This window comes from Ruegeria sp. AF7 (assembly GCF_056541885.1).
In genome coordinates, this window is the sequence record NZ_JBQFYX010000016.1 from 51,306 (window position 1) to 65,442 (window position 14,137).

14 protein-coding genes are annotated in these 14,137 nt (G+C 57.5%); 5 read left to right on the forward strand and 9 right to left on the reverse strand.

The genetic code is table 11. The features are described from left to right. Positions 1 to 19 precede the first annotated feature (19 nt). A complete protein-coding gene (locus tag ACR0AP_RS17630) occupies positions 20 to 952 on the reverse strand; it encodes a hydrogen peroxide-inducible genes activator (protein WP_480508284.1) in 933 nt (310 codons plus the stop codon). Between the two features lie 107 nt (positions 953 to 1,059). On the opposite strand from ACR0AP_RS17630, the gene katG reads away from it, so the two are divergent. Continuing rightward, a complete protein-coding gene (katG, locus tag ACR0AP_RS17635) occupies positions 1,060 to 3,240 on the forward strand; it encodes a catalase/peroxidase HPI (protein ID WP_480508286.1) in 2,181 nt (726 codons plus the stop codon). Positions 3,241 to 3,309: 69 nt separating this feature from the next. Here katG and ACR0AP_RS17640 read toward each other — a convergent pair whose 3' ends face one another. From ACR0AP_RS17640 to ACR0AP_RS17665, 6 genes are all read right to left on the reverse strand, one after another. Continuing rightward, on the reverse strand, positions 3,310 to 4,152 hold the full coding sequence (locus ACR0AP_RS17640; RefSeq protein ID WP_209506844.1) for a fumarylacetoacetate hydrolase family protein: 843 nt from the start codon (positions 4,150 to 4,152) through the stop codon (positions 3,310 to 3,312). Between the two features lie 18 nt (positions 4,153 to 4,170). Continuing rightward, positions 4,171 to 4,926 (reverse strand): SDR family oxidoreductase, encoded by a 756-nt coding sequence (locus ACR0AP_RS17645; protein WP_480508288.1) that lies wholly within the window; start codon positions 4,924 to 4,926, stop codon positions 4,171 to 4,173. 133 nt (positions 4,927 to 5,059) lie between these two features. After that, the gene (locus ACR0AP_RS17650) at positions 5,060 to 5,890 is read right to left on the reverse strand and encodes an amidohydrolase family protein (RefSeq protein WP_480508290.1); all 831 of its coding nucleotides are present in this window, start codon (positions 5,888 to 5,890) and stop codon (positions 5,060 to 5,062) included. Next, positions 5,887 to 6,315, reverse strand: a complete 429-nt coding sequence (locus ACR0AP_RS17655; RefSeq protein WP_480508292.1) for an RbsD/FucU family protein — start codon at positions 6,313 to 6,315, stop codon at positions 5,887 to 5,889. The genes ACR0AP_RS17650 and ACR0AP_RS17655 overlap by 4 nt, the downstream gene beginning before the upstream one ends. Further along, a complete protein-coding gene (locus ACR0AP_RS17660) occupies positions 6,305 to 7,357 on the reverse strand; it encodes an aldo/keto reductase (protein WP_480508294.1) in 1,053 nt (350 codons plus the stop codon). Before ACR0AP_RS17660 ends, ACR0AP_RS17655 begins: the two co-directional genes overlap by 11 nt. Next, complete coding sequence (locus ACR0AP_RS17665) at positions 7,354 to 8,091, reverse strand: GntR family transcriptional regulator (RefSeq protein WP_209506849.1); 738 nt, start codon at positions 8,089 to 8,091, stop codon at positions 7,354 to 7,356. Before ACR0AP_RS17665 ends, ACR0AP_RS17660 begins: the two co-directional genes overlap by 4 nt. A gap of 81 nt (positions 8,092 to 8,172) precedes the next feature. Between ACR0AP_RS17665 and ACR0AP_RS17670 the strand changes: the two genes are divergently transcribed. From ACR0AP_RS17670 to ACR0AP_RS17685, 4 genes are read left to right on the forward strand one after another with little or no spacing between them, the layout of a single operon-like run. After that, complete coding sequence (locus tag ACR0AP_RS17670) at positions 8,173 to 9,726, forward strand: UxaA family hydrolase (RefSeq protein WP_480508296.1); 1,554 nt, start codon at positions 8,173 to 8,175, stop codon at positions 9,724 to 9,726. A gap of 41 nt (positions 9,727 to 9,767) precedes the next feature. Further along, positions 9,768 to 11,291: a sugar ABC transporter ATP-binding protein gene (locus ACR0AP_RS17675; RefSeq protein WP_480508298.1), complete on the forward strand. Its 1,524-nt coding sequence runs from the start codon at positions 9,768 to 9,770 to the stop codon at positions 11,289 to 11,291. Beyond that, on the forward strand, positions 11,291 to 12,298 hold the full coding sequence (locus tag ACR0AP_RS17680) for an ABC transporter permease (protein WP_480508300.1): 1,008 nt from the start codon (positions 11,291 to 11,293) through the stop codon (positions 12,296 to 12,298). The genes ACR0AP_RS17675 and ACR0AP_RS17680 overlap by 1 nt, the downstream gene beginning before the upstream one ends. 44 nt (positions 12,299 to 12,342) lie before the next feature. Continuing rightward, positions 12,343 to 13,287: an ABC transporter substrate-binding protein gene (locus ACR0AP_RS17685; RefSeq protein WP_209506853.1), complete on the forward strand. Its 945-nt coding sequence runs from the start codon at positions 12,343 to 12,345 to the stop codon at positions 13,285 to 13,287. 54 nt (positions 13,288 to 13,341) lie between these two features. On the opposite strand, the gene ACR0AP_RS17690 is transcribed toward ACR0AP_RS17685, so the two are convergent. Continuing rightward, entirely contained in the window at positions 13,342 to 13,641 is a 300-nt protein-coding gene (locus tag ACR0AP_RS17690; RefSeq protein ID WP_480508302.1) for a CcdB family protein, read from the reverse strand. Further along, the gene (locus ACR0AP_RS17695; protein ID WP_480508304.1) at positions 13,641 to 13,871 is read right to left on the reverse strand and encodes a type II toxin-antitoxin system CcdA family antitoxin; all 231 of its coding nucleotides are present in this window, start codon (positions 13,869 to 13,871) and stop codon (positions 13,641 to 13,643) included. Before ACR0AP_RS17695 ends, ACR0AP_RS17690 begins: the two co-directional genes overlap by 1 nt. Positions 13,872 to 14,137 lie beyond the last annotated feature (266 nt).

The following is a 14,137-nucleotide window of genomic DNA, read 5'->3' on the forward strand; positions in this document are numbered from 1 at the left end:
TCACCAAAGCGGATTGTGATCAGCCGTTTGGTTCCGGGTCAGCGTGCCCTAGACCTCCCGCGTTTTCCTCGGCGGTTTTGCGAATAATTGCACCGATTTTCAGGAGGTTTTCACCTAGCGGGTTAGTCTTTCGCCAGATCAGGCCGATGGTCCGGGTTGGTGGAGTGTCCTGAAAGCGGGCGATGGACACGTCCGCAGACCGTGTTTCCAGCCCCACCGCCATTTCCGGTATCAGTGTCACACCGATGCCGGCCCCGACCATCTGCACCAGTGTGGACAGAGAACTGCCCTCCATAATGTGCTGCGGTTCGATGTTGCGGATCGAACAGAAGGAAAGCGCCTGATCCCTGAAACAATGCCCTTCTTCCAGCAACAGCAGCCGCATCGTTCTGAGCTGTGACGAACTTGGCATTGGCAATCCAGCGTCCCGCGCCGGGCGAACCAGCAGAAAGTCTTCGTTGAACAACGAAAATTCCCGAAGGCTGGGCTCCGAGACAGGCAAAGCGACAACAGCAAAATCCAGCCTGGACTCCAATATTTCGCCGATCAGGGTTTGGGTGATGGTCTCTTTGGGCTCGATCGTCAGCTGTGGGAATCGTTGCGACAGTGCCTTGATGATTGATGGCAGCAAGTAAGGCGCGACCGTGGGGATGACCCCGATTCTGATGCGACCCGACAAGGGACCAGCGGAAGATTGCACAAGATTCCCCAAATCTTCGACCCGCGTCAGGATTTCGCGGCCATGTTTTAGGACATCTTCGCCAAGCGCGGTCAGGCGCGTCTCGCGCGCTGCGCGTTCGACCAAGGGGCCACCCATGATGGCCTCCAGCTCTTTGATTTGTATGGAAAGCGCGGGTTGCGAAATCGCGCTGGCCGCCGCGGCTTTGCCGAAATGGCGGTGGGTGGCAAGCGCTTCAAAGTAGCGCAGGTGTTTAAGTGTGAGTAACTTCATAGGAAAAACTAATCGCAATGATAGTAATTACAAATTTCCAATTATCGAAACTGTGGGGTACGAGTCAAGACATCTGAACCCCTCAGTAAATACTCAGGAGATTTACAATGGACGGTAATCCCCACAATCATCAATCCGGCGGCTGCCCAGTCTTGCATGGCGGGAACACGGGCACAGGCAACTCTGTCACCAAATGGTGGCCGGATGCGCTGAACCTGGACATTCTGAGCCAGCACGACACCCGCACCAACCCGATGGACGCGGATTACAACCACCGCGAAGCGGTCAAAGGGCTGGATTTCAATGCTGTTCGTGCTGACGTCGAAGCGTTGCTGACCGACAGTCAGGACTGGTGGCCAGCCGATTGGGGCCACTATGGCGGCCTGATGATCCGTCTGGCGTGGCACTCTGCCGGGTCGTACCGCTTGGGGGATGGTCGCGGCGGCGCTGGTTCGGGCAACATCCGGTTCGCGCCGCTGAACTCCTGGCCGGACAATGCAAGCCTGGATAAAGCCCGCCGTCTGCTGTGGCCGGTGAAAAAGAAATACGGCAATGCGCTGTCCTGGGCAGACCTGATTGTTCTGTCAGGGACGGTGGCCTATGAATCCATGGGTCTGAAGACCTTTGGCTTTGGCTTTGGTCGCGAAGACATCTGGGGCCCCGAAAAAGATGTTTACTGGGGTTCTGAAAATCAGTGGCTGGCACCGTCCGAGAACCGTTATGGCGATTTGGAAACCCCCGGCACGCTGGAAAACCCTCTGGGTGCGGTGCATATGGGCCTGATTTATGTGAACCCCGAAGGCGTGAACGGTAACCCGGACCCGGCGAAAACAGCGCTGCACATCCGTGAAACCTTTGCCCGCATGGCAATGAACGACGAGGAAACCGCCGCGTTGACCTGTGGTGGTCACACGGTCGGCAAAGCGCATGGCGCGATGGCGGGCGATCATATCGGCGCCGAACCCGAAGCCTGCCCGGTCTCCGGTCAGGGTCTGGGATGGGAAAACCCCGATCAGAACGGCAAGGCAACCAACGCATTCACGTCTGGTATCGAGGGTGCGTGGACGAAAAACCCGACCAAATTCGACATGGGCTTTTTCGATTACCTGTTCGGATATGAGTGGGAATTGGGAAAATCGCCCGCGGGTGCCCATCAGTGGCAGCCTATCGACATGCCGGAAGATGAAAAGCCGGTCGACCCGACCGATCCTTCTATTCGCCGTATGCCGATGATGACCGATGCGGACATGGCAATGAAGATCGATCCGACATACAACGCGATCTGTCAGAAGTTCATGGCCGACCCGGATTACTTTGCTGACACCTTTGCCCGCGCGTGGTTCAAGCTGACCCACCGCGACATGGGGCCACGCGTCAATTACTATGGCCCAGACGTCCCGACAGAAGAGCTGATCTGGCAGGACCCGATCCCTGCCGGTTCGACCGGGTATGACGTCGATGCCGTCAAGGCAAAGATCGCCGACAGTGGTCTGACCGCGGTCGAGATGATCACCACCGCATGGGACAGCGCCCGTACCTTCCGTGGCTCGGACAAACGCGGCGGCGCAAACGGTGCGCGTATCCGTCTGGCACCTCAGAAAGACTGGGCAGGGAACGAGCCCGAGCGTCTGGCGAAAGTGCTGGGCGTTCTGGAGCCGATTGCAGCGGAAACCGGTGCCTCGATCGCCGACGTAATCGTTCTGGCGGGTAACGTCGGTCTGGAACAGTCGATCAAAGCCGCAGGCTTTGACATGACGGTTCCGTTCTCGGCTGGTCGCGGCGACGCAACAGATGAGCAGACCGATGCGGACAGCTTCTCGGTGCTGGAGCCGCTGGCGGACGGGTTCAGAAACTGGCAGCTGAAGGAATACGCGGTATCACCCGAGGCGATGATGCTGGACCGTGCGCAACTGCTGGGTCTGACCGCAGCTGAAATGACGGTTCTGGTTGGTGGCCTGCGTGTGCTGGGTGCCAATCACGGCGGATCGGCGCACGGGGTCTTCACGGATCGCGTGGGTCAGTTGACCACCGACTTCTTCGTCAACCTGACGGATATGTCGCTTAGCTGGCACCCGGTTGACGGTGGCACATATGAGCTGCGTGATCGTGCCTCGGGTGAGGTCAGGTTCACCGCAACCAGCGCGGATCTGGTTTTCGGCTCGAACTCGATCCTGCGTGGCTACGCCGAGGTCTATGCCCAGGACGATAATGCCCAGAAGTTCGTGCGCGACTTCGTGGCGGCCTGGACAAAGGTCATGAACAACGACCGGTTCGATCTGGTAGCCTAAGTCAAAAATTTTCAGGCGAGGGAAACCTCGCCTGATTTTGTGTTTGGGCAGACATCTGGTAGCGCCCGATTATCCCGCGATCACATTCTGTTTTTGAATGCCCAGACCTTCGATGCCCAGCTCCATCGTGTCGCCGGGTTTCAGATAGACTTGCGGGTTTTGCCCCATGCCCACCCCCGGCGGAGTTCCGGTCGAGATCACATCGCCCGGTTGCAGGGACATGAATTGCGACAGGTGTGAGATCACAGTTGCCACCCCGAAATGCATCGTCCGGGTCGAGCCGTCCTGATAACGGTGGCCGTTGACCTCAAGATACATCGGTAGATTCTGTGGATCTGCTATCTCGTCCCGCGTCACCAGCCATGGACCAATGGGGCCGAATGTGTCTGCCGACTTGCCCTTGACCCACTGCCCCGAGCGGTGAAGCTGAAAATCACGTTCTGACAGGTCATTGACCACACAATAACCTGCGACGTGATCCATTGCTTCGGCCTCGGAGATGTATTTCGCTTCCTTGCCGATCACCACGCCCAATTCGACCTCCCAGTCGGTCTTGACGGACCCGCGCGGGATTTCCACCGTGTCGTTTGGCCCGATAATGGCCGATGTCGCCTTGAAAAAGATCACAGGTTCCTGCGGCAATTCCATACCGCTTTCTGCCGCGTGGTCGGCATAGTTCAGGCCGATGCAAATGAACTTGCCCACATGGCCGACACACGCCCCTAAACGGGTGTTGCCTTCAACAATCGGCAAATCCTGTGGATCCAGCGTGCGCAGTCGCGCCAACCCTTCGTCGCTCAGAACATCACCCGATATATCGTCGATGACGCCTGACAGGTCGCGAATTGTGCCATCGTCGTGCAGCAGCCCGGGCTTTTCGGCACCAAAGGCGCCAAACCGCAGTAGTTTCATATTTTGATCCCTTTCAGCTTAAATCGCCCATCCGCCATCAATGGCAAAGGGCTGACCAGTGGTAAATGCGCTGCTGTCACTCGCAAGGTAGAGCGCCAGATCGGCAATCTCGTCCGCGGTCCCGATGCGCCCCATTGGCTGGCGGGCGATGAAATCCGTCATCGCTTTTTCGTAGTCGCCCGTCGCCCTCAAACGCTCGTGCAGGCTGGGGCTGTCGACGGTGCCGGGGCAGATGGCATTGCACCGGATGCCTTGGGTAACAAAATCGGCGGCGATCGACTTGGTCAGGCCAATTACGGCAGCCTTTGATGCGCAATATACAAATCGGTTTGGAACGCCCTTCATCGACGAGGCGACCGAGGACATATTAATGATCGATCCTCCGCCGTTTCTTAACATCGCGGGCAGGGTCAGACGGATCAGGCGATACATGGCCTTCACATTAAGATCGAAACTGAAATCCCAGTCGTCCTCTTCGCACTCAAGAATGGTGCCGTTTGCCACGTAACCCGCGCAATTGAACAGGATATCCAGCGGTGGCAATTCAGCCACGGCACGTTTCACGGCATGCGCGTCTGTCACATCGAGAAGGATCGGAGAGATCCTGTCGATCTCCGAAAGCTCGGCCAAAGTGGTTTCGTTGATGTCGCTGGCAAAGACATGCGCGCCTTCGGCTGCGAACAGTTCGGCCGTGGCACGTCCGATACCCTGTCCAGCCGCGCTGATGAATGCGGTTTTGCCTTTTAGTCGGTCAGAAGGCTGATGCGATGTCATTCTAGTCCTCATGATTTTCCCGAAGCCGGGTGGTGTGTTGGGGATAACTGCCTTGTTGTTCGCGCCTCAGGGAAAAGATTGGGCAGGATCAGCGGGCGCAAAGCAGTGCGTATTTGGGGTCGGTGCAGCACCGTCAAATCCTGACGTGATAAGCCTTGGCCGCATTCCCTCCAAGGATGGCCGCACGGTCATTGGTGGAAAGTTCGCTTAGCAGTTCATCGGTTGCATCTATCCAGCGTTCATAGCTGCCTGCCAATGTGCAGACCGGCCAGTCGCTGCCCCAGATCAACCGCGATGGCCCGAACGTGTTCAGTAGGTGATCCACATAGGGGTACAGGTCCCGAACCGTCCAGTCAGACGCAGCTTCGGTGACGAGACCGGACAATTTGCAGAACGCGTTGGTGTCTCGCGCGATGGCGGCCATGTCTTCGGCCCATCCGCCAAGCACGCCGTCACGGATCAGAGGTTTCGAGCCATGGTCAATCACAACCCGCATGTCCGGGTGCCGCGCCAGAAGTTGGCGCAACGGCCCCAGGTGCTGGGGCAGGGTGAGGGCATCAAAAGTCAGATCGTTAGATTGGATGGCCTCAAAGGCAGGCGTCAATGCCGTGCCGAGCATCCAGTTCGGATCAGCGATATCCTGAATCATTGGCCGTAGACCAACCAAAGCGGGATGAGCGGTAAGCTTGGCGATTTGTGCGCTCACATCCGGAGTGTCAAAATCGACCCAGCCAACCACACCTTTGATAAAGGGTGTCTTGTCCGCCAGGGACAGCAGGTACTCCGTTTCGGCGACGGTCGGCGCTGCCTGAACCAGAATTGTCCCGTCGATGCCCTGTGCTTGCAACAATGGCGCAAGATCATCTGGCCCGAAGTCCCGGTAAATCTGACTCAAGTCCGGTGTCAGCCACCCATAGTCACCACGCGCCAGTGCCCAAAAATGCTGATGGGCGTCGATCTTCATGCGATCACGCCTTTCTTCAGGATGATGTTGCCGTACAGCCTGCGCTCGCCGGTCTGAATGATGGCAAATGCTGATGCCGCGCGTTGGTAGAAGGCGAACCGATCCAGACCCTGAATTTGTGCGGGGTTGTCAGCCTGCGCGTCGATGATCTTTTGGAAATCTGCGACGGCCTTGGGCACGGCTTCGGGATCACCGACAACCTGCATGGTCAGCGCGGGGTCGGGCACGAATGTATCCAGCGGCATGACAGACAAAACGGCGCCAAGCAGGTCGCTTGCCGTTGAACCATCCGCACGGATACAGTCAGGCCCAAGGCTTGAGCCCGGGAAATTGGCATCTGCAATAACGATGTCATCGCCATGGCCCATGGCACGCAGGGCATACAGCAACTCAGGTGACAAAAGCGGGTCGAGGTTACGCAACATTGACAGATTCCTCTGGCAAGGGGGCATCTGGCCGGATCAGGCCTTCGGTCCGCAGGTCTGACCAAAGCTGGGCGGGGATGGTCCGTTCCATTAGGGCGACATTGGCTTGAACCTCGGCCGCATTGACAGCGCCCGGAACAACCGTTTTCACGGCGGGATGTCCCAGAACAAATTGCAGCGCGGCTGCGATCAACGGTGTGTCATGGGCCGCACAGACGGCTTCGATCCTGCGCACCCGTTCAAGAATATCCTCAGGCGCATCGGAATAGTTATACTTGGCCCCTGGCACCGCTCCGGTAGCGAGGATGCCCGAGTTATACGGCCCGCCGAGAATGATACCCACATCACGCTTTTCGCAAAGCGGCAGAAAACTGTTCAAGGCTTCCTGCTCCAAAAGCGTATACCGACCTGCCAGCAGGAACCCGTCGAAATCGCCAAGGCCCAGCAGTTTTTCGCAAACCTGCCATTCGTTTACGCCCGCGCCAATCGCGACGATTTCACCAGCATCGCGCAGTTCAACCAGCGCTTTGTAGCCGCCGCCATCGAACAACTCGCGCACTTTGGCGTCTGACATTTCCTGACTGCCCTGACTGAAAGCGCAGACGTCATGCACCAGAAGTATGTCTGCATTGGCAACACCGATCCGGTCTCGGCTTGCCTCATATGACCGCATGATGCCGTCATAGGTATAATCGAACACAATGCGTTTCTGCGGAACGTCCACAAACGCTTCGGGCGTCACCTCATGTGGTTCGCAATCCAGCAGCAGACGACCGATTTTGGTTGATAGCTGGATGTTCTCACGCCCAAACCGCCTGATCGCTTCGCCAAAGCGATACTCGGACCGCCCCAACCCGTATTGCGGCGCGGTGTCAAAAAACCGGATGCCCGAGTCAAATGCGGATTGCAAAGCAGCCTGCGCATCAGCTTCCGAGACTTTGCGATAAAGATTGCCCAAGGGCGCGCCGCCAAACCCCATACGGGTCAGCGGTACAGGCCGGGACGTCCTGTTGTTCAGAAGGGCGGTTTGCGAAACGGTCATCCTGCCTCTCGGGTGTTTTGGGGGTTTAAATTGAACAGTTGCGGTCTTTCCTGTTGCAGCCGTTCGATCCGAGGCATCAGTTGCCCAAGGTGATGGCGCATGGCGTCTTGTGCCGCACGTTCGTCATGGGCGCTGATGGCGTCGAATATCGCCCGGTGTTCGGCCAGTGTTTCCGCGATGCGGCCGGGTGTCGGCAACAGCAACATCCGCGCGCGGCTGACCTGTAACGACACGGTCTGTGCCACGTCCGGGAGGCGAAGCATCCCGGTGAATGCCATCAACAGGGCGTGGAATTCCTCATCTGCGTGATAGAACCCGGCAATGTCTTCATCTTCGATCAACAGCTCTTGCAGGCGCACATTGCGGCTCAGCTTTTTGCGCTGATCTTCGGTCAGGTCACGCGCTACCTTGGCCACTGTTGCCAGCTCCAGGGCCTCTCGCAGAAAGGCCCCTTCGCGAATTTCATCCATCGAGAAATAGGACACGCGTGTACCCGATTGCGGCACCACATCCACCAGCCCTTCGGCGGCAAGCCTGGTTATGGCGTCCGCGACAGGTGCGCGGGACACACCCAACTGCGCGCAGATCGGCGCCTTGCGAAGGTTAGCGCCGGGGGGGAAATCCAATGCCAGGATCGCCTGTTTGATGGATTGGTAAACGCGCTGCGCGAGCGACCCCTCAAATGTTGAAATGTCGGGCAGGCGGGTGGCGTCAATGTCATATGGGTGGTTCATAAATCAGAACTATCATGCTAACATGCTAGTTGACAATAGCAGATTATCCCCGTAGCTCTGTGGCGAACAAGCGGGGATTCCATGCACCCAGTTTCCAAGAACAAAACCCCAGGCGGCCCGGCCCGTGACACAATCCGGTTGAACCCGGATGACAACGTGATCATCGCGTTGCGCGACCTGAAGGCCGGCGCACAACCGGACGGGCTATCGCTGCAGCTTCCCACGGAAATCGCACGCGGGCACAAGATCGCCACCGTCCCGATTGCGGCAGGTGAGAATGTGATCCGCTACGGACAGATCATAGGTCAGGCCACAGCGGATATCGCCATGGGCGAGCATGTTCATGTCCATAATCTGGGTATGGGGGCGCATCAGCAGGACTACGCATATGCAAGCGCGAACACGCTACTGCCCGAGATTTCAGGCGACCGTATCTTCCAGGGTTTCCACCGCGCCGATGGCAGGGTCGGTACGCGCAACTACATCGGCATTTTGACAACGGTGAATTGCTCAGGCTCCGTGGCGCGGTTCATAGCCGAAGCCGCCGAGAAACGGGGCTTGTTGGACGCGTACCCGAATGTGGATGGCATTGTCCCGATCGTTCATGGCACAGGGTGTGGCATGTCCGGAAAAGATGAAGGCTATGCCACACTGTTCCGGACGTTGGCGGGATATGCCCAGCACCCGAATTTCGCTGGTATCCTGCTGATCGGTTTGGGGTGCGAGGTGATGCAGGTGGCCGATCTGGTTGGGGGTCGTCCGATCCGTCCTGATGGCGTGCTGCGTTATATGACCATACAGAGTGAGGGCGGCACACGCCGTACCATTGAACGTGGATTGAACGAGCTGCGCGGGATTGCCGACCTCGCGGACAAGGCCGAACGCAAACCTGCGCCGATCAGTGCGATAACGGTTGGAATGCAATGCGGCGGGTCGGATGGGTATTCCGGGATCACCGCCAATCCCGCTTTGGGTTATGCCTCGGATTTGCTGGTGCGGCATGGCGGGACGACGATCCTGTCCGAAACCTCGGAAATCTACGGCGCGGAACATCTTTTAACCCGGCGGGCCGAGACCTTTGAAGTCGGGGAAAAGCTGATCGAACGCATACGCTGGTGGGAGGGGTATACTCAGCGCAACGGCGGCGAGATGAACAATAACCCAAGCCCCGGCAACAAGCGCGGCGGGTTGACGACCATTCTCGAGAAATCGCTTGGCGCTGTCGCCAAGGGCGGCACCGCGCCCTTACGCGGTGTTTACAAGTTTGGCGAGAAAATCGACAGGACCGGCTTTGTTTTCATGGACAGCCCCGGTTTTGATCCATGCTCGGTCACGGGGCAGGTGGCGTCAGGCGCGAACCTGATCGTGTTCACCACCGGGCGGGGCTCGGTTTCGGGATATCAACCAACACCCTGCATCAAGCTTGCAACCAACTCCGAAATGTATGCCCGGATGTCGGAAGACATGGATCTGAACTGTGGGGATATCGTCACAGACGGTGTGAGCATTGAGGCAAAAGGCGAAGAGCTGTTCGAAATGCTGATCCGCGTCGCATCGGGTGAACAAACAAAAAGCGAAGAACTTGGCTTTGGTGGGGTCGAATTTGTGCCCTGGCAAGTCGGCGCGGTGATGTAGGCCGCACCACCCCTTGGGGAGAGGGGTGTTTGGGAGGATAAATGACAAAACTGGTCGACATGTCGGGGATCGAGAAACACTTTCCCGGAGTCCATGCGCTGAAATCCGTGCAGTTCGATCTGGTGCCCGGCGAAGTTCACGCGCTGATGGGCGAGAACGGCGCGGGCAAAAGCACGCTGATGAAAATCCTCTCGGGGATTTATCAGCGCGACGGCGGCACATTGCAAATCGAAGGGCGTGATGCAAACCCAACCACGCCACGAGAGGCGCAGGCTTTGGGTATCGGCATCATCCATCAGGAACTGAGCCTGATGAATGATCTGACAGTGGCACAGAATATTTTTATCGGCCGCGAACCTCGCAAACGGTTTGGCCGACTGAACGATGCTGCGTTGAATGTACAGACGGCCGAGATTTTTGCGTCCATGAACCTAAACCTCGACCCCAAGGCGCAGGTCGGCAGTCTGACCATTGCGAAACAACAGATGGTCGAGATCGCCAAGGCCCTTTCTTACCGGTCCAGGGTTCTGATCATGGATGAACCGACCGCGGCCCTGAACGATGCTGAAATTGCCGAGCTGTTCGTGATCATCCGCCGTCTGAAGGCTGAAGGCGTGGGCATTGTCTATATCAGCCACAAAATGGATGAGCTGAAGCAGATTGCTGACCGGGTTACGGTGATGCGCGACGGAGAATACGTTGGCACCGTTGACGCGGCAGCAACGCCGATCAGCCAGATTATCGCGATGATGGTAGGTCGCGAAGTCAAGGAAGAGCCGCTGGTTCCCCCCGATCTGAGCGATGCGGAAGTTTCGCTGGAAGTGACCGGGCTGTGTCGGGGTCACGAAATCCGCGATGTCAGCTTCTCGGTGCTGAAGGGTGAGATATTGGGCTTTGCCGGGTTGATGGGTGCCGGACGTACCGAAGTTGCGCGGGCAATCTTCGGGGCGGATCCGAAGGATAGCGGAGAAATCCGGGTGCATGGGCAGGTGGTCTCGATCCGCACGCCATCCGATGCCGTCAAGGCGGGCATTGGCTATCTTTCCGAGGATCGCAAGCATTTCGGCCTGGCCACCGGGATGAGCGTTCGCGACAATGTTGCACTGGCGTCGATGGATATGTTCACCGGACGTGTCGGTGTTCTGAACGATGGTGAAATCAGCACGACGGCCAAGGGTTACATCACGCAGCTGGGCATTCGCACGCCTTCGGACACGCAGGAGGTACGCCTGCTGTCCGGCGGCAATCAGCAGAAAGTTGTCATTGCCAAATGGCTGCTGCGGGATTGCGATATCCTGATTTTCGATGAGCCCACGCGCGGTATCGACGTGGGCGCAAAATCCGAAATCTACAAGCTGCTGGAAGAACTGGCCGGTCAAGGCAAGACGATCATCGTGATTTCGTCGGAACTGCCCGAGATCATGCGCCTAAGCCATCGCATTGCCGTGATGTGTGAAGGCCGGCTGACCGGCATTTTGCCGGGCGGCAAAGCCACCACTCAGGAAGACATCATGCATCTGGCGACGCAGCGGGCGGCGGCGATGCAGATAACAGGAACAGCGTAATGACCTCAGCAACGGATATCGAAAAGAAAACCCCGCTGGCGGGTCTCTCCGAAAGCGGCGCCTATCAAAAGCTGCTGGCCTTCGCCAGCTTGATTGCCTTGCTGATCGGGTTTTCAATCGCGTCGCCGAATTTCATGCAAACCTCGAACATGATCGCCATTTTGCAGGCGACATCTGTCAATGGGGTGCTGGCGGTTGCTGCAACGCTGGTCATCATTACCGGCGGGATCGACCTGTCCGTGGGAACTCTGATGACATTCTGTGCGGTCATCGCCGGTGTCGTGCTGACCTATCTCGGTATGCCGCTGTTGTTGGGGGTTGCGGCAGCGATTGCAGCGGGTGCGTTCTGCGGGCTGTGTTCGGGTACCTTTGTCGCCAAGATGAAAATCCCGCCCTTCATTGCCACGCTGGGTATGATGCTGATCCTAAAAGGGTTGTCGCTGGTGATCTCGGGCACGCGGCCCATCTACTTCAATGACACGCCGGGCTTTGACCAGATTTCGCGCGGGTCGCTGATCGGAGAGGTTTTTCCCGCATTGCCGATCCCCAATGGCGTGCTGATCCTTTTCCTTGTTGCCATTGCAGCTTCGTACATTCTGGGGCGCACGGTTCTGGGCAGATACACCTTTGCGCTGGGATCAAACGAAGAGGCGGTGCGCCTATCGGGGGTGAATACCGATCTTTGGAAGATGCGTATTTACGCTCTGGCAGGTGGGATCTGCGGTATCGGTGGAATTCTGATCGCGTCGCGCCTGAACTCGGCGCAGCCCGCGCTGGGGCTTGGCTATGAGCTGGAAGCCATCGCTGCCGTCGTGATCGGGGGTACGTCCCTCTCCGGTGGGCGTGGTACAATCCTTGGAACCCTGATCGGTGCCCTGATCATGGCGGTTCTGACCAATGGTTTGCGGGTGCTGTCCGTCGCGCAGGAATGGCAGACCGTTGTCACCGGCGCGATCATCATTCTGGCCGTTTACGCCGATATGGCGCGGCGCAAGAAGACAGGTTGAACAGTCACAAAAATCAGAAACGAAGACCAACTGGAGGAGAAGACATGCTAACACGTCGTTTCATTTTGGGGGCCCTGAGTGCGGCCAGCCTTTCGATACCTGCAACTATGTCATCAGCGGAAGACATATATATTCCGCTGGTGTCCAAAGGGTTTCAGCACCAGTTCTGGCAGGCGGTAAAGTCCGGTGCGGAACAGGCCGCCGAGGAATACGGTGTCACGATCACCTTTGAAGGCCCGGACAACGAAACCATGGTGGATCGTCAGATCGACATGCTGGCGGCAGCCCTGGCCAATAACCCCAAGGCCATCGGTTTTGCCGCTCTGGACAGCCAGGCCGCTATTCCTCTGTTGAAGCAAGCTGATGAAAAGGGCATTCCGATCATTGCCTTTGACAGTGGAGTTGACAGCGACATTCCGGTTTCTACGGCAACAACAGACAATCAGGCCGCGGCTGCGCTGGCTGCGGACAAGATGGCCGAGATGATCGGCGGCAAAGGCAAAGTGGCCGTTGTTGCGCATGACCAGACCAGCCGCACAGGCATCGACCGGCGCGACGGCTTCGTCAATCGCATTGCCGAAAAATACCCGGACATCGAAGTTGTCACGGTTCAATACGGTCAGGGTGACCACCTGAAGTCGACCGAGGTGACCAAAGCGATCCTGACGGCGAATCCCGATCTGAATGGCATCTTCGGCACCAACGAGGGCTCGGCCATCGGAGTGGTGAATGGGGTGCAGGAACTGGGGACCGAGGGGCTGGTCATCATCGGGTATGACAGCGGCAAGGCCCAGAAAGATGCGATCAAAAGCGGGCTGATGGCGGGTGCAATCACTCAGAATCCCGTGGGCATCGGGTATGAAACCGTCAAGGCTGCCGTGGCCGCGATGAAGGGCGAAGAAGTTCCTGCCCTGATTGATACCGGGTTCTACTACTACGACGCATCCAACATCGACGATCCAAAGATCGCGGCAGTGCTGTACGACTGATCTTCATTGTCATATTTGTTCCTGGTCCTTGGTTCTCCAAGGGCCAGAAGCTTGTCAGAATCCCTGCATTAGCATGTCGACGCCGGCGGTGATCTGCGCGAAGTGATCATCAAGGTTGTCGACCGGCGATTTTAGAATGCCCACCGGAACAGCAGCCATGAATTGGGTTGCCATTACAAACGGTTTGCCCTGGATATCAAAGACGGGGTTGAGCCGGGTGGCTGGGATCGGCGCGGCCGCTTCGGGAAGCAGGGGCACGACGACGCGTGTGTTCAACCCGCTCAGCAGATCGCTCTGGATGTCCAGAAGATACCCGTCACCTGACGGGTTGGGGAACACGTCGTATTTTGGCATCAGAACTGTCGGTAGGCGTCCAGTGGTAAGCCATTACGCTCGACATACGCGTTGGAACTCTCAAGTGCGGCCTTATTTTCGGCTTTCCAGCGTTCGGCTTTTGCGCTGGCGACTGCGGCCCGAATGCCGTCTTCGGCTGCGCGGGACAGGTTGATCTTCAGATCCCGCGCCTCGGACAGCATATCGCCATCCAGTGATAGATTTGTCGGTTTGCGAGATGGAGCATTCATTTGACTACCCTCTGAACTGCGCCATTTTATCATCACATGATATGTGCGTCAAACATGCGCATATTGCAAGGATCGTGGAAGCCCTCTGTTCAACGGCACGTGGCAATCACGAGGTTTTGGCCTGAAAAGAGCTTTGCGCTCAGTTCTCCAACCCTCCCCACATTATTCTGCGACATTTTGTTTTTGTTTGTGTTTATTGAACTGTTGGTCGAAGAGGTTTTTGAAGGGGCCGTTTTTCTGCATGAGTTGGTCGAGGTTTCCCTGTT